Annotated in this window: 20 protein-coding genes; 7 read left to right on the top strand and 13 right to left on the bottom strand. The window is 59.9% G+C overall.

What is annotated here, in order from left to right; genetic code table 11:
• Window positions 1–42: 42 nt before the first annotated feature.
• The gene (locus AC27VU_RS07195) at window positions 43–345 is read left to right on the top strand and encodes a hypothetical protein (RefSeq protein WP_226499132.1); all 303 of its coding nucleotides are present in this window, start codon (window positions 43–45) and stop codon (window positions 343–345) included.
• Between the two features lie 125 nt (window positions 346–470).
• Here the strand turns inward: AC27VU_RS07195 and AC27VU_RS07200 are convergent, their stop codons facing one another.
• Window positions 471–632: a DUF899 family protein gene (locus AC27VU_RS07200; RefSeq protein WP_400506308.1), complete on the bottom strand. Its 162-nt coding sequence runs from the start codon at window positions 630–632 to the stop codon at window positions 471–473.
• On the opposite strand from AC27VU_RS07200, the gene AC27VU_RS07205 reads away from it, so the two are divergent.
• From AC27VU_RS07205 to AC27VU_RS07215, 3 genes are all read left to right on the top strand, one after another.
• Complete coding sequence (locus AC27VU_RS07205; protein WP_226499133.1) at window positions 620–877, top strand: hypothetical protein; 258 nt, start codon at window positions 620–622, stop codon at window positions 875–877. The genes AC27VU_RS07200 and AC27VU_RS07205 overlap by 13 nt on opposite strands.
• A 175-nt stretch (window positions 878–1,052) precedes the next feature.
• Window positions 1,053–1,355 (top strand): hypothetical protein, encoded by a 303-nt coding sequence (locus tag AC27VU_RS07210; RefSeq protein WP_112997813.1) that lies wholly within the window; start codon window positions 1,053–1,055, stop codon window positions 1,353–1,355.
• Window positions 1,356–1,505: 150 nt separating this feature from the next.
• Window positions 1,506–1,874, top strand: a complete 369-nt coding sequence (locus AC27VU_RS07215; protein ID WP_226499134.1) for a hypothetical protein — start codon at window positions 1,506–1,508, stop codon at window positions 1,872–1,874.
• Window positions 1,875–2,009: 135 nt separating this feature from the next.
• On the opposite strand, the gene AC27VU_RS07220 is transcribed toward AC27VU_RS07215, so the two are convergent.
• From AC27VU_RS07220 to AC27VU_RS07250, 7 genes are all read right to left on the bottom strand, one after another.
• Complete coding sequence (locus tag AC27VU_RS07220) at window positions 2,010–3,647, bottom strand: BatD family protein (protein WP_488723771.1); 1,638 nt, start codon at window positions 3,645–3,647, stop codon at window positions 2,010–2,012.
• A complete protein-coding gene (locus AC27VU_RS07225) occupies window positions 3,644–5,380 on the bottom strand; it encodes a tetratricopeptide repeat protein (protein ID WP_488723772.1) in 1,737 nt (578 codons plus the stop codon). Before AC27VU_RS07225 ends, AC27VU_RS07220 begins: the two co-directional genes overlap by 4 nt.
• Complete coding sequence (locus tag AC27VU_RS07230; RefSeq protein ID WP_400506209.1) at window positions 5,377–6,456, bottom strand: vWA domain-containing protein; 1,080 nt, start codon at window positions 6,454–6,456, stop codon at window positions 5,377–5,379. Before AC27VU_RS07230 ends, AC27VU_RS07225 begins: the two co-directional genes overlap by 4 nt.
• Window positions 6,449–6,946 carry a DUF4381 domain-containing protein gene (locus tag AC27VU_RS07235; protein WP_003225681.1) on the bottom strand — a complete coding sequence of 166 codons (498 nt, stop codon included), beginning with the start codon at window positions 6,944–6,946 and terminating at the stop codon, window positions 6,449–6,451. The genes AC27VU_RS07230 and AC27VU_RS07235 overlap by 8 nt, the downstream gene beginning before the upstream one ends.
• The gene (locus AC27VU_RS07240) at window positions 6,943–7,887 is read right to left on the bottom strand and encodes a DUF58 domain-containing protein (protein WP_103520886.1); all 945 of its coding nucleotides are present in this window, start codon (window positions 7,885–7,887) and stop codon (window positions 6,943–6,945) included. The genes AC27VU_RS07235 and AC27VU_RS07240 overlap by 4 nt, the downstream gene beginning before the upstream one ends.
• Window positions 7,888–7,892: 5 nt before the next feature.
• On the bottom strand, window positions 7,893–8,852 hold the full coding sequence (locus tag AC27VU_RS07245; RefSeq protein WP_003218556.1) for an AAA family ATPase: 960 nt from the start codon (window positions 8,850–8,852) through the stop codon (window positions 7,893–7,895).
• 268 nt (window positions 8,853–9,120) lie between these two features.
• Window positions 9,121–9,474 (bottom strand): hypothetical protein, encoded by a 354-nt coding sequence (locus AC27VU_RS07250; protein WP_007959333.1) that lies wholly within the window; start codon window positions 9,472–9,474, stop codon window positions 9,121–9,123.
• Between the two features lie 324 nt (window positions 9,475–9,798).
• Between AC27VU_RS07250 and AC27VU_RS07255 the strand changes: the two genes are divergently transcribed.
• Both AC27VU_RS07255 and AC27VU_RS07260 read left to right on the top strand, forming a co-directional pair.
• A complete protein-coding gene (locus AC27VU_RS07255) occupies window positions 9,799–11,190 on the top strand; it encodes a hypothetical protein (protein WP_488723773.1) in 1,392 nt (463 codons plus the stop codon).
• Window positions 11,191–11,670: 480 nt separating this feature from the next.
• Window positions 11,671–16,566 (top strand): NAD-glutamate dehydrogenase, encoded by a 4,896-nt coding sequence (locus AC27VU_RS07260; protein ID WP_103486383.1) that lies wholly within the window; start codon window positions 11,671–11,673, stop codon window positions 16,564–16,566.
• Window positions 16,567–16,730: 164 nt separating this feature from the next.
• Here AC27VU_RS07260 and AC27VU_RS07265 read toward each other — a convergent pair whose 3' ends face one another.
• The 4 genes from AC27VU_RS07265 to pdxR form a co-directional block, all read right to left on the bottom strand.
• On the bottom strand, window positions 16,731–17,444 hold the full coding sequence (locus tag AC27VU_RS07265) for an ATPase (RefSeq protein WP_488723774.1): 714 nt from the start codon (window positions 17,442–17,444) through the stop codon (window positions 16,731–16,733).
• 240 nt (window positions 17,445–17,684) lie between these two features.
• Complete coding sequence (locus tag AC27VU_RS07270) at window positions 17,685–18,086, bottom strand: cupin domain-containing protein (RefSeq protein WP_103520890.1); 402 nt, start codon at window positions 18,084–18,086, stop codon at window positions 17,685–17,687.
• 198 nt (window positions 18,087–18,284) lie between these two features.
• Complete coding sequence (locus AC27VU_RS07275; protein ID WP_003225668.1) at window positions 18,285–18,578, bottom strand: putative quinol monooxygenase; 294 nt, start codon at window positions 18,576–18,578, stop codon at window positions 18,285–18,287.
• A gap of 123 nt (window positions 18,579–18,701) precedes the next feature.
• Complete coding sequence (gene pdxR, locus AC27VU_RS07280) at window positions 18,702–20,135, bottom strand: MocR-like pyridoxine biosynthesis transcription factor PdxR (RefSeq protein WP_003225666.1); 1,434 nt, start codon at window positions 20,133–20,135, stop codon at window positions 18,702–18,704.
• Window positions 20,136–20,448: 313 nt separating this feature from the next.
• Here pdxR and AC27VU_RS07285 point away from each other — a divergent pair, with 313 nt between their 5' ends.
• Window positions 20,449–20,889, top strand: coding sequence for a carboxymuconolactone decarboxylase family protein (locus AC27VU_RS07285; protein ID WP_003225663.1), 441 nt, complete (start codon window positions 20,449–20,451; stop codon window positions 20,887–20,889).
• A gap of 293 nt (window positions 20,890–21,182) precedes the next feature.
• Here AC27VU_RS07285 and AC27VU_RS07290 read toward each other — a convergent pair whose 3' ends face one another.
• Window positions 21,183–21,497, bottom strand: a complete 315-nt coding sequence (locus AC27VU_RS07290) for a hypothetical protein (protein WP_201137405.1) — start codon at window positions 21,495–21,497, stop codon at window positions 21,183–21,185.
• Window positions 21,498–21,542: the final 45 nt, after the last annotated feature.

The following is a 21,542-nucleotide window of genomic DNA, read 5'->3' on the forward strand; positions in this document are numbered from 1 at the left end:
AGTTTTTGAGAACGAAGCCCGAAAAATACCGGAGATAATCGAGTGATCACAGATGATCTAGAAATCGTCAAAAAAATTTTTCAGATGGTCGAGGGGGGTGTTGTTCACGGCTACGATGCCTTCCGTTACGAGATCGAGATGGGTGAAGGGTTTATGGAGGCCGAACTGACGGTAGAGAAAGACGGTGTTGAGGTAACGGACGCTGAAATCAATTTCGATGTCTCCGACATATATTTTTTGGCAAAAGATTTAAAGGCTAATGCCGTGAAACGTGGCGAGCCATGGAAATCATTTGTGATGTCTTATCGTGACGGCGAGCAAGTGAAGACAAAATTCAACTATTGATCCGCGAAGTCTTTGCAAAAAGTCATCTTGCTATCTGAAAAACCGGCGGCACTGGTCGTCCGTTTCCAGAGTTGACGCCATTTCACTTATGGCAGCAACTCGAGGCTTTTTCATTTTCATACCGATCATGATGCGCCCCCATCCATGATCTCATCCTCATTCCTGCCCTTGGGTATGAGGTTGAAGTAGTTGTCTGCATCGACCAGCATGTCCACGCCGCGGGCATAGGTTGAATACGTAGGGAAAATCTCGCCCTTTGCATCACGATGGTAAGGTGACAGATTTATTTTTGACGAACCAGTTCCATAAAGAGGTTTATATGCTTTGCCTAAGGTGTCAGCAGGACTATATTGTTAAGGCGAAAATCAAAGCAACCGAAGCTTTTATTTTTACTTGTCCGGAGTGTGATGCAACGTGGTTCAAGATCGAAGAAATTGGGGTTGCGCCTTTTTTGGATTTCGCTACTTACATGAATAGTATTGGCCTTGCCGGAATGTGGGAAGAGTTAGAGGTTATTGCTGAAAGAGTATGAGTTTCAGTAATTTCGGCTCGAGGAGTAAAAGGTCAGCGCGTTGTCAGGGGCAAATGGGGACAAACCACGTTTAGAAAGCACTGCGAAAACGTAGTCTGTCCCCGTTTTACATTGACGGTAAACACAAAGCCGTGGCTTTTAAAAATGAACCTCATCAAATTCCGGAGGTAATAGAGTGATTACAGAGGACTTCGAACTCGTTAAATCAATTTTTGAACTGGTCGAGACCGGAATTGTTCACGGTTATGAGTCCTTTCGATACAGCATTGAGTGGGGGGGGAACTATATGGAGACCGACCTCGCTGTGGAAAAAAATGGCTCAGAAATTTGGGACGCTGAAACTGATTTCAATCACTGGAAAATCTATGTGCTTGTAGAAAAGCTACACGAGCATGCGGTTGCTCGCGGTGAGCCATGGAAGTCCTTTGTCCTGTCTTATCGCGAAGGCGAACAGGTCAAAACAAAATTCAACTATTAGACGGTGATGCGTATTCCAGGCATCCAGGGTGCAGCGGGCGGTATTGCCGGCCGCTGACTTTCCTTTGATTTGCTGATCACCTCCGGTGGTCGTAACTTGAAATCATTTCCGCTTCATACCGATGCGGTTTGAAACTGCTGGAGAATGGAGATGCGGGTTGAAAGCTTGTTCAATCAGGCCAGAGGAATGGTTAAAGGGCTATATTTTCATGCGATGGATGAACTTGGTTTTCGTCCGGAGCAAGCTTTTGCCTATGCTCAGGATGATCTGGAACTCTTGATGCGCAAAGATGCGCCCGGTCCGAATGCGATTCTTCAAACCGCCATTTACATGGAAGGACTTCGCCGCGGCATGCAGCTGTCAAAAGAAGATCCATACACGAGTGATATGTTGGGGATTTTGGCGCAGACCTACAGCAAATGCAGCGTTGAGAGCCTGATCGAGGCAGATGTCGATGACGAGGAGTTGAAAATTATCCAGTCAGATATGGAAACTGTGCGGAAGTTTTTTCTACTTTAAGTGGTCAAGTCAAATATCGTTTGAAGGTCGATTGAATCGACCATTCAACATCAAAAGATCGCAGCCTGCGGCAGCTCCTACAGGGAATAAATGCCCACTCTGTAGGAGCTGCCGCAGGATGCGATCTTTTGCTTTTTACTTCGGATAAAGCGGTGGCAACCCACTGTCACCCACCGGATCCTGCACCCGCTCCGCCGCCGGAATGGTGCGGATTGCCCGCCACAGATCTTCGCCTTGCCAATGCTGCCCCGTCTCGCTGTACAGCGCACCATTCAGCCCATCCAGCGCATCCGACAACGGCACAAACCGCGCTGCCATATCCGCTAGCGTCTCCGGCTGCTGACGCGCCCATGCATCGAGTGCCTGACGCGTCGCTTGCGGATCATTCGCCTGGCTCGCACGCTTGATGTCGTCCAGCAGTGTGCGCGGGCTCGGCCCAGTTTGTGCGGCGCGGTGCACCGCCGGTTGCCAGCGCGCACGCCACCACAGGCCGAAGCCGAGGAGGGTGGTGCAGGCGAGGATCAGGGTGCTGAGTTTCCACCACCACAGCACATCGTTATCGACGACGCTCGGTTGCAGATTGCCGGCCGGGGTGTCGACCTGCAGGCTCGGGTTGTTCGCCACTTGCAGGGTGCGCGCCGGCAGGCTGGTGTGTTCCAGATGATCTTCGAAGGTGTTCCACCAGATCACGTCGACGCTCGGCAACTCGATCGCACCGCTGCGGCTGGGCACCAGCGCTTCGCGTTCTTCACGGCTGCCGATCAGGCCGCGCTCGCCGCTCTGGTTGCTCAGCACCGGTTGATCCGGGTAACGGCGCAGGCCATTGGCGTCGGTGGCGGGCAGGGCCGGCAGTTGCGAACTGGCCAGACCTTCGGCTTTCAGGGTCAGGCTGCGGGTCAGCGAGTCGCCGACCTGAGTGTGATCCGGCTCCGGGTTCCAGCTTTCGCTCAGACTCAGGCTGCGGGCGGGCAGCCAGGGTGCGTCGGCCGGGTAAGTCAGCGGTTTTGGTTTGACCGTCAGCGGAATCTCCGAGGAACTGACGCGCAGCAGCTTGCCCGGTTTCGGGCCTTGTGCGGTCGCGTCCTGGGCGGGCTGGGTATCGACCAGCGTGGCACTGAACGTCTGCGGGGCGATGGTCAGCAAACCGCTGTGCTGCGGATAGATCGCGTAGCGCATCTCGATCACGCCATGACGCACGCCGTTGATGTCTTTCTCGTAGGTGCGCGTGTCGCCCAACTGCTCGATACGCGCGTCGGCAATCTGCAACGGGGTCAGGCTGCTGTCGTCGTACAGCGACACCGAGTGATAGATGCGCAGGGTCAGGATCGCTTGCGCCTGCACATACACGCTGGACTGGTCGAGGCTGGCCTCGATGAACACCGGATCCGGATTGTTTTTCTCTTCGCGGGTATCGCTCTCGACCACTTGCACGGTGATCGGCTGGCTCTGCACCTCACCCAGTTGCAGCGGCGGAATCGTCACGCTGCCGTTCTCTTTCGGCAGCAGGGTGATGATCCAGCGCGTGGTCGCACGGTTGTCGCCATTGAGGGTGTTCAACTGGTTGACCTGGCGCGTGCCACGCACCTCGAACAACGGTTCCAGCGGCGTCAGGTCGGGCTTGCCGAACTGCGTGACATCGTTGGTTTCGAGGGTGAGTTCGACCGTCTCGCCGGTGTTCAGGCGACTGCGATCCACACTGGCCGTCAGCTCGGCCGCCTGGGCGGTGGCCGTGCAGATCAGCAGGAGCAGCAAGAGAGCGGTGAAGCGGGTCATCGAGTTTTTCCCTGATCCTGATGTTGTTGCTGTTCGTACCAGAATTTGCGTCGCAGCAATTCCCCCGGGTTGTCCGGAATCTTGCCCAGCCATTGTTCCAGTGCCTGACGCTGTTCGCCTTCGAGGGTGTCCTCGCCGGGTTGCAGGATCGGCGCAGTATTCGGTGATTCATCCGGCGGGTTGCCCGGCACTTCGTTGGGTCCCGGTTGCGGTGGTGTGGTCGGCGGCGGCTCGTTGGCCGACTCGCCGGGCTGGGCCTCGCTCGGGGTGTCACTGTTGACCGCCGGTGGCGGCGCAGTCGCTGGCGGTGGTTCATCGCCGGGTACGTTCGGCTGGGCCGTTTGCGGCTGCGGCTCGGCCGGCGGCGGGGTGTTCTTCTGCTTGAGCAGGTTTTCCACCAGAGCCTTGTTGGTCAGCGCCGGACGCAAGTCCGGTTGCAGTTCCAGCGCTTGTTCGTAGGCGTCGATGGCCGCTTCCAACTCGCCACTTTTCGCCAGGGCGTTGCCACGATTGTAGTGGGCGCGGGCATCGCTGCCTTCGGCGAAACGCTGAGCGGCGCCACTGTAATCGCCGGCTTCGTACAACGCCAGCCCTTGCCACTGGTGATCTTCGAAGTGCTCGGCGGCTTCGGCCGGGCGCTTCTGCTTGAGCAGGTGCAGGCCCTGTTGGTCAGGGCGCAGCCACAGGTCTTCGAAATCGAAAGCGTAGCTCGGCTGGGGCAGACAAAACAGCAAGGGCAGACAGAACAACCAGCCACGGCGTCCGGCGCAAGCGGCCAGCAGCAACAGTGGCAACAACAGCCAGTAACCCTGATCGGCCCAAGTGTCGAGGCGCACGGTCTGGCCATCGTTGCGCAGACTGCGCGGGCCATCAAGCAGGCCGAGGGCGCGCAAATCGCTCTCGTCCAGACGCGCACTGTGGTAGTCGCCGCCGACGCTGGCGAGGAACGCGCCGAGGCTCGGGCTGTCGAGTTGCGGCACGCGGATCGCGCCTTGTTCATCCTTGAGGAAACTGCCGTCCTCCTGAGCAATCGGTGCGCCTTCAGCGGTGCCGATGCCGAGCATCAGCAGTTGCGCCGATTGTTTGCCGAGGGCGCGGCGGATGCCTTGGCGTTCTTCTTCACTCAGCGACGAGCCGATCAGCAGAATCCGCCCCTGCCCGAGGGCGCCTTGCTTGAGCAATGTCAGCGCCTTGATGACCCCGAGGTCAGCGCGGTTGCCGCTTTCCGGCATCAACGACGGCTTGAGAGCGTCGAGCAGATTGCGACTGGTCGCCAGGTCATCCGACAGCGGCACCAGCGTGTGCGCACTGCCGGCGTAGACGACGATCGCGGTCTGCGCATCGCTGCGTGCCTGCAACAGGTCGAACAGTTTGCGCCGGGCCTGTTCCAGTCGCGTTGGCGGCGAGTCGGTGGCGAGCATTTCCGGGGTCAGCTCCAGCACGACGACCAGCGGGTCGGCAGGCTTCTGGCTGGTCTGTTCGACGCGCTCCCAGCTCGGTCCGAGCAGGGCGACGATGGTCAGCAGCCACGCCACGCCAAGGGCGACCCACGGCAGCTTACTGTCGCGCCCATTGCCACCGCTGAGCAGCGTCGAGTGGAACGCCGGCGGCAGAATCATCTGCCAGCGCCCGGCGCGTTTCTGTCGGTGCCAGAGTTGCCAGAGCAACCAGCCCAGCAGCGGCAGGAGTAGCAGCCACCAGGGGCGGAACCAGTGCGGCCAGAGCGCGATCATCGGCGCCTCCGCAGACGCAAACGCTTGAGGCGTTCGCGCCAGTCAGGCAGCGGACTTTGCAGATACAGTTCCTTGGTGAACAGGCGTTGCAACGGGTTGTCCGGCCACAACTCACGGGCGACCAGCAGCAGGCTCAACAGTAACGCCAACGCCAGCGGCCACTGATACAAGGCTTGTGCGGGGCGCGCCTGGGTCGGTTGCTGAGTGACCGGTTCGAGCTGGTCGAGGGTGTTCTTGATCGCTTGCAGCTCTTTACCATCGCGGGCACGAAAATACTGACCGCCGGTGGCTTGGGCGATGGCTTTGAGCGCCGGCTCATCGAGATCCAGGCTCGGATTGACCCCAAGCAGGCCGGTGCTGCCGCTGGCTTCAGGGTCGGCACCGATGCCGATCGGGTAGATTTTTACGCCTTCGCTGGCAGCCAGTTTTGCCGCGGTCAGAGGATCGATTTCGCCGCCGTTGTTGGCGCCGTCGGTCACCAGGATCAACACTCGGCTCTGGGCCGGACGCATGCGCAGGCGTTTCAGCGCCAGACCGATTGCGTCGCCGATGGCGGTGTTTTTGCCGGCGATGCCAATACGCGCTTCATCGAGCCAGACGCGCACGGTGTGGCGGTCGAAGGTCAGCGGCGCTTGCAGGTACGCCTGACTGCCAAACAGGATCAGACCGACACGGTCACCGTCGCGGCTTTCAAGAAAGTCGCCGAGCAGATGCTGGACCAGCGTCAAGCGGCTGACATCTTCGTCCTGCCACTGCATATCGGGGAAATCCATCGAGCCGGACACATCCACCGCCACCAGCAGATCACGCCCGCTGGCGGCTATCGGCAACGGCTCGCCCAGCCACTGCGGGCGCGCGGCGGCAGTCAGCAGCAACAGCCACAGCAGCAGGAACGGTGCTTGCTGGCGCCACGCCGGCAGATTGGCTCGGGCACGCCGACGGGCGAGGCCTTCCAGATCGCTGAGGAAACTCACTTTCAAGGCGGGTTCGCCGCTGTCGGCCACCGGCAGCACGAGGCGCATCAGCCACGGCAGCGGCAACAGCAGGAAGATCCACGGCCAGGCAAACTCAAACATGCTTGCGGATCCAGGTGTCGACGGCTTGGGTCAGGCCGGCAATGGCTTTGTCGTCGAGTTTGCACTCGGGTTTGTAAGCGCCTTCGACCAGTACCATCCAGCGCGTCAGGCCGGCTGCCGGGCAGCGGTTGTCGAGAAACGCCAGCCATTTGCGGCCGTTGAGCGTGTGGCTCTGGCTGTAGGGGTAATGGTTGCGGCACAGGCGTTTGAGCAGGCCGTTGAGTTGTTGCAGCCAGGCGCCGGCGGGTGCGCCGTCGTAGGGTTTGGGCATCTGCGCCAGCTCGGCGAGGGCGGCGATGCGCACCGGGTCGAGCGGCTGTTCGGCGCGCACGATCGGGCGTTTCTTGATCGGAATGAACCGGCGCAGGCGCCACGCGGCGAAGCCGAGCAACGGTAACAACAGAAGCAGCAACCACCAGCCCGGCGCCGGCGGCCAGAAGGCAATCGGTGGCGGGGAAATCAGCGGTTGCAGTTGTTCGAGGCCGTTCATCGTCCTGTCCCCGGACGCTGCGGATTGAGAAACTCGCGCATCTGCTCGACCATCTCGCTTTGCGTGCTCAGCGGCATCAGCAATACCCGCAGTTTCTGCGCGAGCAGCTCCCAGCGGGCGATGCGTGCTTCGGCCTGGGCGCGATACGTCTGGCGCAGCTCGAAATTCAGCGTGTCGAGTTCCAGTTGCGCGCCGCGCTCGGCGAATCGTAAAAGCCCGGCGGCGGGCAGGGCGTGATCCAGCGGATCGGACAGCGGCAGCAGCAGCAAGTCGCAGTGCCGTGACAGCAGGCTCAGTTGTTGTTCGGCGCTGTCCGACAGTGCGCGCTCATCGCAAATCACGATGGCCAGGCTGCCCGGGCGCAGCACCTCGCGCGCGCGGCGCAGGGCCACGCCAAAGGCATCGTGATCCGGTTCGCGTTCGGTATGCAGCGACTGGTTGACCTTGACCAGCCGGTTGAGCAATTGCAGCAGGCTTTGCTTGCTGCGCCGGGGTTTGATTTCGTAGTGCTCGTTGTCACCGAACACCAGCCCGCCAACCCGGTCGTTGTGGCCGAGGGCCGCCCAGCCGATCAGCGCCGCCACTTGCGCCGCCAGCACCGACTTGAACATCAGCCCGGAGCCAAAAAACAGCCGGGTGCTTTGCTCGACCATGATGAAAATCGGGCGCTCGCGTTCTTCATGGAACAGCTTGGTGTGCGGCTCCTGGGTGCGCGCCGTCACGCGCCAGTCGATGGTGCGTACGTCGTCGCCGGCCTGATAGACCCGCACCTGATCGAAGTCGACGCCACGGCCACGGAATTTCGAGTGATGCAAACCGATCAGCGGACTGCGCTGACTGGGTGTGGAAAACAGCTGCACTTCGCGCACACGGTGGCGCATCTCGATCAGGTCGGTGAGGCTGATGCGGATGCCCGGTTCGGACGGCAGGGGGGCGTTCATGGGGGTCAAGCGACGGCTACGACGTCGAGAATCCGCTGCACCACCCGATCCTGATCGATGCCGGCGGCTTCGGCTTCAAACGACAGAATGATGCGGTGACGCAACACGTCGAACAGCACGGCCTGAATGTCCTCGGGGCTGACGAAATCGCGACCGGCCAGCCACGCGTGAGCACGGGCGCAGCGGTCGAGGGCGATCGAGCCGCGCGGGCTGGCGCCGTAGGCGATCCACTCGGCCATTTCCGGGTCGAATTTGGCCGGCGTGCGCGTGGCCATGACCAGTTGCACCAGGTATTCCTCCACGGCGTCGGCCATGTACAGACCGAGGATTTCCTTGCGCGCGGCGAAAATCGCTTGCTGGCTGACCCGGCGCTCGGGTTTGGTTTCGCCATTGAGGGCTTCGCCACGGGCCTGTTGCAGGATGCGGCGTTCGACGGCGGCGTCGGGGAAGCCGATTTTCACGTGCATCAGGAAGCGGTCGAGCTGCGCTTCGGGCAGCGGGTAGGTGCCTTCCTGCTCGATCGGGTTCTGCGTGGCCATCACCAGAAACAGCGGTGACAGTTCATACGTGCTGCGTCCGACGCTGACCTGCCGTTCGGCCATGGCTTCGAGCAGCGCCGATTGCACCTTGGCCGGCGCACGGTTGATTTCGTCCGCCAGTACCAGGTTGTGGAAGATCGGCCCTTGCTGGAACACGAAACTGCCGGTTTCCGGGCGATAGATCTCGGTGCCGGTGATGTCGGCCGGCAGCAGGTCCGGGGTGAACTGGATACGATGGAACTGGGCTTCGATGCCCTCGGCGAGTTCTTTGATCGCTTTGGTCTTGGCCAGACCCGGAGCACCCTCGACCAGCATGTGGCCGTCGGCGAGCAGGGCGATGAGCAAACGCTCGATGAGTTTTTCCTGGCCGAGAATCTGCGTTGAAAGAAAGGTTCGCAGCGCCAGCAGCGCTTCACGATGTTCCATCGGTGACTGTTCCTGGAAAGGGTGGCCGCAGGCGTTCGGATAACGCCGTGGCTGGGGGCGTTACTTTAATCCATCGAGGGGGGTGGCGACTAACGGCATTTTGCGCAAAGTGCGGGAAATGACTGGGGCAATTGTTGGAATTTTGTAGCCGGGAAGTGATTGGTTGACTGTTCCGGCCCTATCGCGAGCAGGCTCACTCCTACATAGGGGCGTCGTACACCGTACTGTAGGAGTGAGCCTGCTCGTGATGAGGCCTTTCAAGACGCCATCAAATCTGGCTAATGAAAGTGCCAGTCCCATCAAGGATGTTCTTCAGGGTTTCTTCAACTTCAGCCAGATCAACCATGTCCGGATTGAAGGTAATCTCCAGCACATCATCGCCATTCAGCGCATCGGCATCCGCCGCCGCGATCTCGATCTTCAGCAGAGTCTTGGTCAAGGTGACTTTCACGCCGTCCAGCGTCGAAGGCTCGCCATCCAGGGTGATCTCCAGCTCATCCTCGTCCGGGTAGCGGCTCATCAGAAACATGTCGCCCTTGTCGCTGTGGCAGCAGAGCATGGCCATGTTGTCTTCTTCGTCGTCGCACGGGTTGACGATCAATAGGGCGGTGGTCATTTGCATGGGGAATTCCTGCCTCGGCGGGCGTGTTGGTCGCAATTGGGCGCGATTCTGCCAGTCCGGGAAGATTTCTGCTGCTACATCTTGGCAACCTGAGGTTAGAGGTAGGGTGCGCATTATTGGAATCGTGAATGAAGTGGGAGCATTCCGAGGATGTTTTCCGCTTCATGTGTCTGAAAAATCCGGCGCCAGTGTAAGGAAAGAGGCTCGGCAGATTTTTTTGGGGTTTTCAGGATATTCGCTTGTTTTCTCGACATTTCTGCCACTACTTTTACATTCGGACGCAAAGGAGTGCGCAGACCAAAACTGAGAAAAAGGAACTTTGAATTGAATCAGTATTTCGAGTGGGCCGATGAAATCCGTCATCTGTCCGAAGAGCAGATTGAGCAGATTTACGAGCGCTATCTGAACGGCGAGAAAAGTGCCGAATTGATGGCCGAATTCCAGATTCCGGCCACCGTTCGCAGTTTGCTGAAGGTGCTGCCGCCGATTGTCAGTCGGGAGCTGAAGTGCCCTTACTGCGACCTGCCGATGTGGGTTCGTCGACACGCAAAGGGGACGCCGGTCTCATTGCGCAAACCTTTTCAATGTGTCAGTTGCGAGCATCAGCATCTCCCTCCCGGCCCGGGGCGGCGTACACCTTGTACCTGCCGAGAGTGCAGGGCATTCCGTCAGCAGCAAATAGCCGCTCAGGCCGAGCGGGACCGTATCGAGCTTGAGTTGCGATACGGCGGGCTTTGTCCTCCGGTGCCTTATACATCGCTGAAGTTTGTTCAGAAACTGACATTGCTGGCGTTGCTTGATGACGGCACAGCGTCGAATGTCGAATGGATTGCGCCCCTCGGCGCCGCTTCACGCAGTGAGTTGCTCGCGCCAACCAGCGAACTGTGTGAGCAGTGGGTCAAAGAGCTCCATGAGGCAAGGGTGTTGCGGGTCGCAACGGCTTCGGATATCAAGGCGTTCGACAGGGCTGACGGCTGCCGAATCATCGATTACGCGGCCGTGCATTGGCACCCCAACGTGGCACTGCAGCCCGGCAAGCCCTGCTCCCGCGCCAACCTGTACCTTGCGCTGTACCAGGAGTTGTCCGACTGCGTACAGCCAGCCTGGAAAAGCGAGCTATACACGCTGATATTCGACATGGCCCGGGAGGAGTCGATCCAATACGTCCGCATCCTGGCCAATGAAGTGAGTTTTACCTTCACCGCTGAGTCTCGTGCCGAAACAATTGTCGGTCAGTTGTTGCAGGACTTCTCCGTAAGCCAGATCTTTTACTTCGCCAGGCTGGCGGTGAAGAACGCGGCGCATTTTTTTGCCACCGGTCAGTCAAAAGGGCGCAATCATGCGGCCAACACCATTCCAGGCAACATGCTCGGCACTGCGCAGGACGCGCTGACACGCAACTGGCGCAAGAATGCACATCGCGATTCTCGAGTGCCGCAGTCGGCGCTGCATCGGCTGTTGTACGACGTGGTGCTCAAGGACAGCGGTGCAGGTTTTTCCAAGGCGCCGGGCGTCTACTGGCGCGATGAGCTGGTCCCGCAGTTTTTCTCCCGCGCAGCGCATGAGAATGGCCTGCTCGATCTTTCGCAAATGTTCTGCCGAGAGTGCGACTCTCCGAACATTGATGTCAGCATGAACAAGCTGGTGGTGAAAACCATGTGTTACGACTGCGCCACCATCAGCAGATTCAGAGCCTACGAAGAGTTGCCGGACTGATTCGTATCAAGGCCTTGCGCTGAACCTGATGCCACGCTCCGGGTCGATAGATCGGCCAGGAGCGTTTTCGTATCTGAATATGTAACTCCACGAACGCGGCTTTTGGGACGAGGGTGCCGTCAACCGGGGATTCAAGCCTGCGTTTTGCGCCATGAATGCTAGTGTTTATCGGTGCCGAACCCCTTGTTTACGTGCCAATGACCGAATATGTCGCAGCACCGCAAGCAGACACATTGTCGCACCCATTAAGCTGCGCAACGGATGAGCACCCGTAAAGGCATTGTCGGCAGCCCTGACAGTCGTTTTTGCAGATGCTCATTCAATGGAAGGTGAATGTGACCTGAGTGTCGTGTCCAGCTTCACCCACCTGTCACCCTGTTTCCTCTGCCCGAGAATCAGGAACAGGGCGACGGAGGCCCCGAAAGGGGTTTTGCAAGCGACGCTTTCCATCAATAACAAGCCCCAAGCGGAGTACCACAGATGGCGTTCTTCACCGCAGCCAGCAAAGCCGACTTCCAGCACCAACTGCAAGCGGCACTGGCGCAGCACATCAGTGAACAGGCACTGCCACAAGTGGCGCTGTTTGCTGAACAATTCTTCGGCATCATTTCCCTGGACGAGCTGACTCAACGTCGCCTCTCCGACCTCGCTGGCTGTACTCTTTCTGCGTGGCGCCTGCTTGAGCGCTTCGATCACGCGCAACCGCAAGTGCGCGTCTACAACCCCGATTACGAACGTCATGGCTGGCAGTCGACCCACACCGCGGTTGAGGTGCTGCACCACGACCTGCCGTTCCTGGTCGACTCGGTCCGCACCGAGCTGAACCGCCGCGGCTACAGCATCCACACCCTGCAAACCACCGTGCTCAGCGTACGTCGTGGCAGCAAGGGCGAGTTGCTGGAAATTCTGCCGAAGGGCAGCACCGGCGAAGGCGTGCTGCACGAGTCGCTGATGTACCTGGAAATCGACCGCTGCGCCAACGCGGCCGAACTCAATGTGCTGAGCAAAGAGCTGGAGCAGGTGCTCGGTGAAGTGCGCGTCGCGGTCGCTGATTTCGAGCCGATGAAGGCCAAGGTGCAGGAGATCCTCACCAAGCTCGATCACAGCGCATTCGCCGTCGATGCCGACGAAAAGACTGAAATCAAGAGCTTCCTGGAATGGCTGGTGGGCAACCACTTCACCTTCCTCGGCTACGAAGAGTTCACCGTTGTCGATCAGGCCGATGGCGGTCATATCGAATACGACCAGAATTCCTTCCTCGGCCTGACCAAACTGCTGCGCACCGGTCTGACCGACGAAGACCGTCACATCGAAGACTACGCGGTGAACTACCTGCGCGAACCGACCCTGCTGTCGTTCGCCAAGGCTGCGCACCCGAGCCGCGTACACCGTCCTGCCTACCCGGACTACGTGTCGATCCGTGAAATCGACGCCGACGGCAACGTCATCAAGGAACACCGCTTCATGGGCCTGTACACCTCCTCGGTGTATGGCGAGAGCGTTCGGGTCATTCCGTTCATCCGTCGCAAGGTCGAAGAAATCGAACGCCGCTCCGGCTTCCAGTCCAAGGCTCACCTGGGCAAGGAACTGGCGCAGGTACTCGAAGTGCTGCCGCGTGACGACCTGTTCCAGACCCCGGTCGACGAGCTGTTCAGCACCGTGATGTCGATCGTGCAGATCCAGGAACGCAACAAGATCCGCGTGTTCCTGCGCAAAGACCCGTACGGTCGCTTCTGCTACTGCCTGGCCTACGTGCCGCGCGACATCTATTCCACCGAAGTGCGCCAGAAGATCCAGCAGGTGCTGATGGAGCGCCTGAAGGCCACCGACTGCGAGTTCTGGACCTTCTTCTCCGAGTCCGTGCTGGCTCGCGTGCAACTGATCCTGCGCGTCGATCCGAAGAACCGCATCGACATCGACCCGCTGCTGCTGGAAAAAGAAGTGGTACAGGCCTGCCGCAGCTGGCAGGACGACTACGCCGCACTGACCGTCGAAAGCTTCGGCGAAGCCCACGGCACCAACGTGCTGGCGGACTTCCCGAAAGGCTTCCCGGCCGGCTACCGCGAGCGTTTCGCGGCGCATTCGGCCGTGGTCGACATGCAGCACCTGCTGAGCCTGAACGAAAAAAATCCGCTGGTGATGAGCTTCTATCAGCCGCTGGGCCAGGTGTCCGGCCAACGCGAGCTGCATTGCAAGCTGTACCACGCCGATACCCCGCTGGCGCTGTCCGACGTGTTGCCGATTCTGGAAAACCTCGGCCTGCGCGTGCTGGGCGAGTTCCCGTACCGTCTGCGTCACACCAATGGCCGCGAGTTCTGGATCCACGACTTCGCGTTCACCGCGGCTGAAGGTCTGGAGCTGGACATCCAGCAACTCAACGACACCCTGCAGGATGCATTCGTCCACATCGTCCGTGGCGATGCCGAGAACGATGCGTTCAACCGTCTGGTGCTGACCGCCGGTCTGCCATGGCGCGACGTCGCGCTGCTGCGTGCCTACGCCCGTTACCTGAAGCAGATTCGTCTGGGCTTCGACCTGGGTTACATCGCCAGCACCCTGAACAACCACACCGACATCGCTCGCGAGCTGACCCGGTTGTTCAAGACCCGTTTCTACCTGGCGCGCAAGCTGGGCAGCGATGATCTGGAAGACAAGCAGCAGCGTCTGGAACAAGCGATTCTGACCGCACTGGACGACGTTCAGGTGCTCAACGAAGACCGCATCCTGCGTCGCTACCTGGACCTGATCAAAGCCACCCTGCGCACCAACTTCTATCAGACTGATGCCAACGGCCAGAACAAGTCGTACTTCAGCTTCAAGTTCAACCCGCACGCGATTCCAGAGCTGCCGAAGCCGGTACCGAAGTTCGAAATCTTCGTTTACTCGCCACGCGTCGAAGGCGTGCACCTGCGCTTCGGTAACGTTGCCCGTGGAGGTCTGCGCTGGTCCGACCGTGAAGAAGACTTCCGTACCGAAGTCCTCGGCCTGGTGAAAGCCCAGCAAGTGAAGAACTCGGTCATCGTGCCGGTGGGTGCGAAGGGCGGCTTCCTGCCGCGTCGTCTGCCACTGGGCGGCAGCCGTGACGAGATCGCGGCCGAGGGCATCGCCTGCTACCGCATCTTCATCTCCGGTCTGCTGGACATCACCGACAACCTGAAAGACGGCGCGCTGGTGCCGCCGGCCAACGTCGTGCGTCATGACGACGATGACCCGTACCTCGTCGTGGCTGCGGACAAGGGCACTGCAACCTTCTCCGACATCGCCAACGGCATCGCCATCGACTACGGGTTCTGGCTGGGTGACGCGTTCGCCTCCGGTGGTTCCGCCGGTTATGACCACAAGAAAATGGGCATCACTGCCAAGGGCGCGTGGGTCGGCGTACAGCGCCACTTCCGCGAGCGCGGCATCAATGTTCAGGAAGACAGCATCACTGTGGTCGGCGTCGGTGACATGGCCGGTGACGTGTTCGGTAACGGCCTGTTGATGTCGGACAAGCTGCAACTGGTGGCCGCGTTCAACCACATGCACATCTTCATCGATCCGAACCCGAACCCGGCGACCAGCTTCGTCGAGCGTCAGCGCATGTTCGACCTGCCGCGTTCGGCCTGGACCGACTACGACACCAGCATCATGTCCGAAGGCGGCGGCATCTTCTCGCGCAGCGCGAAGAGCATCGCCATCTCGCCGCAGATGAAAGAGCGCTTCGACATCAAGGCCGACAAGCTGACCCCGACCGAACTGCTGAACGCCTTGCTCAAGGCTCCGGTGGATCTGCTGTGGAACGGCGGTATCGGTACTTACGTCAAGGCCAGCACCGAAAGCCATGCCGACGTGGGCGACAAGGCCAACGATGCGCTGCGCGTGAACGGCAACGAGTTGCGCTGCAAAGTGGTGGGCGAGGGCGGTAACCTCGGCATGACCCAACTGGGTCGTGTGGAATTCGGTCTCAATGGCGGCGGTTCCAACACCGACTTCATCGACAACGCCGGTGGCGTGGACTGCTCCGACCACGAAGTGAACATCAAGATCCTGCTGAACGAAGTGGTTCAAGCCGGCGACATGACCGACAAGCAACGCAACCAGTTGCTGGCGAGCATGACCGACGAAGTCGGTGGTCTGGTGCTGGGCAACAACTACAAGCAGACCCAGGCTCTGTCCCTGGCGGCGCGTCGTGCCTACGAGCGCATTGCCGAGTACAAGCGTCTGATGAGCGATCTGGAAGGCCGTGGCAAGCTGGACCGCGCCATCGAGTTCCTGCCGACCGAAGAGCAGATCAACGAGCGCGTTGCGGCAGGCCATGGCCTGACCCGTCCCGAGCTGTCGGTGCTGATCTCGTACAGCAAGATCGACCTCAAGGAACAGCTGCTGAACTCGCTGGTGCCGGACGACGACTACCTGACCCGCGACATGGAAACGGCGTTCCCGCCGACCCTGGTCAGCAAGTTCTCCGAAGCCATGCGTCGTCACCGTCTGAAGCGCGAGATCGTCAGCACCCAGATCGCCAACGACCTGGTCAACCACATGGGCATCACCTTCGTTCAGCGACTCAAAGAGTCGACCGGCATGAGCCCGGCGAACGTGGCTGGCGCTTACGTGATCGTGCGCGACATCTTCCACCTCCCGCACTGGTTCCGTCAGATTGAAGCGCTGGACTACCAGGTCAGCGCTGACGTGCAACTGGAGCTGATGGACGAGCTGATGCGTCTGGGCCGTCGCGCTACGCGCTGGTTCCTGCGTGCCCGTCGCAACGAGCAGAACGCTGCCCGTGATGTGGCGCACTTCGGTCCGCACCTCAAGGAGCTGGGTCTGAAACTCGACGAACTGCTGAGCGGCGAAATCCGCGAAAACTGGCAGGCGCGTTATCAGGCTTACGTCGCGGCCGGTGTTCCGGAGTTGCTGGCGCGTATGGTGGCGGGTACCTCGCACCTGTACACCCTGCTGCCGATCATCGAAGCCTCCGACGTGACCGGGCAGAACCCTGCCGAAGTGGCCAAGGCCTACTTCGCCGTGGGCAGTGCGCTGGACATCACTTGGTACCTGCAACAGATCAGCGCGCTGCCGGTTGAAAACAACTGGCAGGCCCTGGCCCGTGAAGCGTTCCGTGATGACGTGGACTGGCAGCAACGTGCGATCACCATCTCCGTCCTGCAACAGGGCGACGGCACACTGGATGTGGAAGCACGTCTGGCGCTGTGGATGGAACAGCACGAAGGCATGATCGAGCGCTGGCGCGCCATGCTGGTGGAAATCCGTGCTGCGAGCGGCACCGACTACGCCATGTACGCCGTTGCCAACCGCGAACTGCTCGACCTGGCGTTGAGTGGGCAAGCGGTAGTGCCTGCAGCTGCTGTGAATGCCGAGCTTGAACTGGCGTAAGTAGTGGTTGAATGAGAAAGCCCCGGTGTCGTGAGATGCCGGGGCTTTTTTATGTCTGTGGGTTTGTGTTGCCTGGTCTGGCCCCTTCGCGAGCAAGCTCGCTCCCACATTTGAAATGCATTCCCCCTGTGGGAGCGAGCTTGCTCGCGAAGAGGCCCTCTGGATCAATACAAGTCAGGTGCTTGTTTGTTATCCAGCATCGACACTTTATCTGTCGGTCTGGTCAATAAATTACTGAGCGACTGGTCAAACTTCTGCAAGGCTCTGACTTGTACATCTTCCTGTTGATTGATATCGGCCACGATCTCTTCCGAACGTTTGAAGTCCGCCCATACCGGCGTCAACTCTTTCGCCTCGGAACCTTTCGCCGTACCGATGTAGTTCAACTTCGCATCATAAAAATCCGCACTGACATCGGCTTTGATGTCGGAACTGCGTGAAGTGATCAACTGGCTGTGGGTATCGACGATCGCCACCACATCGGGGTTAGCCGCACGCAGGCTCTGCATGTCCGGGTACACCGTCACCGAGCCGAACTGCCGTTGCAGCGAGGCCTTGACCCAGTCCACCGCCATGTCGGGTTTTGAGGTGGCGACGTAGGCGTCGTGGATCGGCTGCACCAGCAGGCTCTGGCCGAAACCGGTGCCGGCGTTGGCCTGGTAGTTACGCAGGTATTCGCGGTTGGTCTGGGTGCTTGGGCTGTAGACCACGCCCAACGACACGCCGGGACCACTTTTCACCTGAGCGGCGCTGCTGCGCCCGACCGGTTGGGTGAACAGGGAATCGAGGGACGAGACCGCTTGTGGCGCGGTGGGTACTGAACAGGCGGACAAGGCTAAAACCGATATCGCCAAGGTGCTGGCAAACGCAAGTTTCATGGTGAGTCTCCCGTGAAGCAACTTCAGTCGAAAGTCATTGTTGTCGCGGCTGTTTGTGATGAGCGCACGACAGTTAACTCAGACTAAACCCGCCAAGCTGTAAATAACCTGACAATTTCCCCGCTAATGATCGTGCGATAGTTTTATTTGCTTTAAGTCGAATCGGTTAATTGCCTGGGGAAATAAAAAGGCGCGAAACGATGTTTTGCGCCTTTTTATTTATGGCTGTGCAAACAACCATCAGTTTTTCAAGGGGATCAGCACTTGCTCGTCCGGGGCCAACACCATGAACACCAGCAACTTCGCCGGTTTGGTCTGGCTGGCGTTTTTCGACACCAGATGTTCGGAGCCGGCCGGTTCGTACCAGAATTGGCCCTTCTTGTAGGTGATTGCCTGTTCGCCCTTGACCTGGGAAATCACTTCGCCCTCGAGCACGTAGGCCATGGCGGTGCCGTCGTGTTTGTGGGCGATGGACGATTGGCCGGGCTGGTAATCGACTTCGATCATCATGGCTTTCTTGCCGGGGGCGTTTTTCAGCATCTGGTCTTGCAGGACCGTGACTTTCTCGGACGGGTCGTGGGCCAGCGCAGCGGCAGACAGGGACAGGGCGAGAACGGCGGTGAAGAGGTGCAGGGCTTTCATGGCGGATCACCTGTGGGAGGAGGGGGTGGTGATCACAGTAGTCTGCGGGGCGGGGTATTCAAACGGCCAATATTCGGGAAGATCGGGTGACCAATCAGCAGTGCGGCGGTGCGGCGGAATACGCCTTCGCGAGCAAGCCCGCTCCCACAGTTGATCGCATTCCAATGTGGGAGCGGGCTTGCTCGCGAAGGGGGCAGATCAGACGATGGGGAAACTGTTGAAATCCACGCTATTGGCCAACCGGCTATCGATCAGATCGATAAAGCCCTGCGCCTCAGGCCGGTTGAAGTGCGCCTGCATCGCCGCTTCCGACTGCCAGCGCGCACTCACGGTCCAGCGCTGGCTGTCCTCGGGGCAGCGGTCGACCATATAGGCGTCGCAGCCCGGTGTCTGGCGCAGGGTGTCGACGATCTTCTGCAACTGCCGGCCAAGTTCTTCCGAACGGCCGGCGGCGGCGCGCACCTGGACGGTGTTGATCACTTCGTTGGACATTGCTCACACTCCTGAATCAGGCCGGACGAATCCTGCTCATTGAGGGATAACGCCAGTGCAGAATAGGCCTGCACCCCGTGATCACCAATAACCAATCGGCGGTTAATCGCCCAGACCAATGATTCACGCCACTTGTTGCAGAATGTCGCGCAGGCGATCCAGAGCGGTGTCGATGTCGAGGGTTTCAATCGCACCGAAGCCAAAGTACAGACCGCTCTTCACCGGTTGCTGGTAATGGAATCCGTCGATGGAATACAGCCCGACCTCGACTTTTTTCGCCAGTTCGATCACCAGCGGCAGGTCGATCGGCACCTTGCACAGCACCGCCATGTGGAACCCGGCACTGGGCGGTATCGCCTCCAGCCACGGCGCCAGATCCGTGGCCATGCGTGCCAGAATCCGCTCGCGGCGCTGGGCGTAAATCGCGTGGCAACGGCGAATATGCTTGAGCAGGCAACCTTCAGCGATGAACTTGGCCAGCGCCCATTGCGGCAGGGTCGAGGCGTGCAGGTCGGTCAGTTGCTTGGCGCGGATCACCGCTTCGAGGATCGCCGGCGGCAGGATCGCGTAACCCAGGCGCAGCTCCGGCAGCAGGGTCTTGGAGAAGGTGCCGACGTAGGCCACGATGCCGCGCTGGTCGAGGCTGAACAGTGAGTCCGTCGGCCGCCCTTCGTAGCGGAACTCGCTGTCATAGTCGTCCTCGATGATGATCGCGCCCAGCTCATGCGCCCGGGCCAGCAAGGCCTCGCGGCGCGCCTGGCTCATCGGCATGCCCAACGGAAACTGGTGCGACGGGGTGACGTAAATCAGCCGCGTACCCTCGGGAATCTGTTCCACCACAATGCCTTCGGCATCCACCGGGATCCCGACCACTTCGGCACCGTGGGTGCCGAACAGCAGGCGCGCCGGCGGATACCCCGGATCTTCCATCGCCACCCGACTGCCGGGGCTGATCAGCACGCGGGTGATCAGGTCCAGCGCCTGTTGCGCGCCGTTGCACACCACGATGTCTTCGTCCTGACAGTTGATCCCGCGCGAAAAAGCGATGTGCCGGGCAATCGCATTGCGCAGCGCCGGCAGACCCTCGGGCACGCTGTAGAAGCCTTTGGACCCGGCCATCTGGCGCATCGCGTGCGACACGCAGCGGCGCCAGTCGTCATGCGGGAACTGGCCCTTGCTGGTGGCGCCGCCGATGAAGTCATAGCGCAACGAACCTTCCAGCGACGGGTGGCGCAAAAATACCGGGAGATTGCGCCAGCGCTCGATCACCTCGGCGCTGGCCAGTTCGGTGTGGCTTTGCTTGCGCTGAATCTGCGCCGGGCGGGCGTTGACGTAGGTGCCTTTGCCGATCACCCCGGTGAGGAAATTTTCGTAAGTCAGCTGCGCGTAGGTGTCGGAAATGGTCTTGCGCGAGATCCCCAGTTGCTCGGCCAGCAGACGGCTGGGCGGCAACTGCGTACCGGCAGCCAGACGCCCGGACTCGATGGCGCCGCGCAGCTGGTTGTACAGCTGGCCGGCGAGGTCCTTGCGGCCATTGATCACGACGTGAAGTTCCATACCGACGCGGCTCCGGGGGGCGAATTGAATGCCCGCCAGATTACTCCGCTTTGCCTGTTCGTCAGTAGATGCGCAGCGGAAAATCCCCAAATTGGCCCCAATCCCTGTAGGAGCTGCCGAAGGCTGCGATCTCTTGATCTTGCTTTTGTTTATAAAAAAACAAAGTCAAAAGATCGCAGCCTTCGGCAGCTCCTACAGGGGATTTGTGTGGCCGGGCTTTCAGTGGTGTAGCGATATTCCGTGGAATTGGGGCTGTAACGCCAGCGCATCAGCGCATACCGTGAACTCATCATTCCGCTTCCCGAGACCTGCCATGTCCCCGCGTCTGGACTACTACAACGCATCGCCCAAGGCGATGAAAGCGATGATCGCCATGGAGGCGCTGACCAGCGACCTGAGCATCGAGGCGCCGCTGTTGCAACTGATCAGGATCCGCGCCTCGCAGCTCAATGGCTGCGCGTTCTGCACCGACATGCATTCGGTGGACGCGCGGCGGGCCGGGGAGAGTGATCGGCGTTTGTATGCGATCGCGGTGTGGCGCGACAGCGGCTTTTTCAATCCCCGCGAGCGCGCCGCCCTGGGCTGGGCTGAGGCCGTGACGCTGTTGGCGGAAAGTCATGTGCCGGACGAGGTTTACCAGCAGGCCAAAGCTCAGTTCAGTGAGGCCGAACTGGTGGATCTGACCATGGCCGTCACCACCATCAACAGCTGGAATCGCCTCGCAGTAAGCTTCCGCCAAACCCCAAGCGACTGACGTGCACAAAACCCTGTGGCGAGGGAGCTTGCTCCCGCTCGGCTGCGCAGCAGCCGCAAAACCTTTGCATGCGGTCTGTCAGTTAAAACCGGTTCGGCAGATTTGGGGGCGCTGCGCACCCCAGCGGGAGCAAGCTCCCTCGCCACAAAGTTTGGTCTTCAGTTCGGTGGGCGGTGAGCTTTCGTCAGACCCAAAGTGACTGAAGATCAAAAGATCGCAGCCTTCGGCAGCTCCTACATTCGATCCCATGTAGGAGCTGCCGAAGGCTGCGATCTTTTGACTTTGATGTTTCCCTAATTCGGTGGGCGCTGCGGTTTGACTGACGTCCCGAACGTATTCCCCATCCGCGTACTGGTCGCCGCCGGTGTCGCCAGCCCGACCTGATTCGGTGGCCGCTTGTTCACCGGCACATTCAGTGCTTCCTGATTCTTTTCCGCAGCGGCAGCCCCTTCCGGATTGTTGCCCATCTGCTGACTCAGGCAATCGTAATTCGGCGCCTTGTAGCCGCCCACCGTCACCTCCACACAGCCCAGCGGCTGTTCGGCGTGGGCACTGGCGAAGGCGCTCAGCAGCAGCCCGCCGAGGGCGAATTTCCACAGTGATTTCATGCAAGCCTCCTGGCCGGCCCGAAGCGGCCGTTCTCTGATTGCAGT

Source organism: Pseudomonas sp. 14P5.3.2 (genome assembly GCF_057799175.1).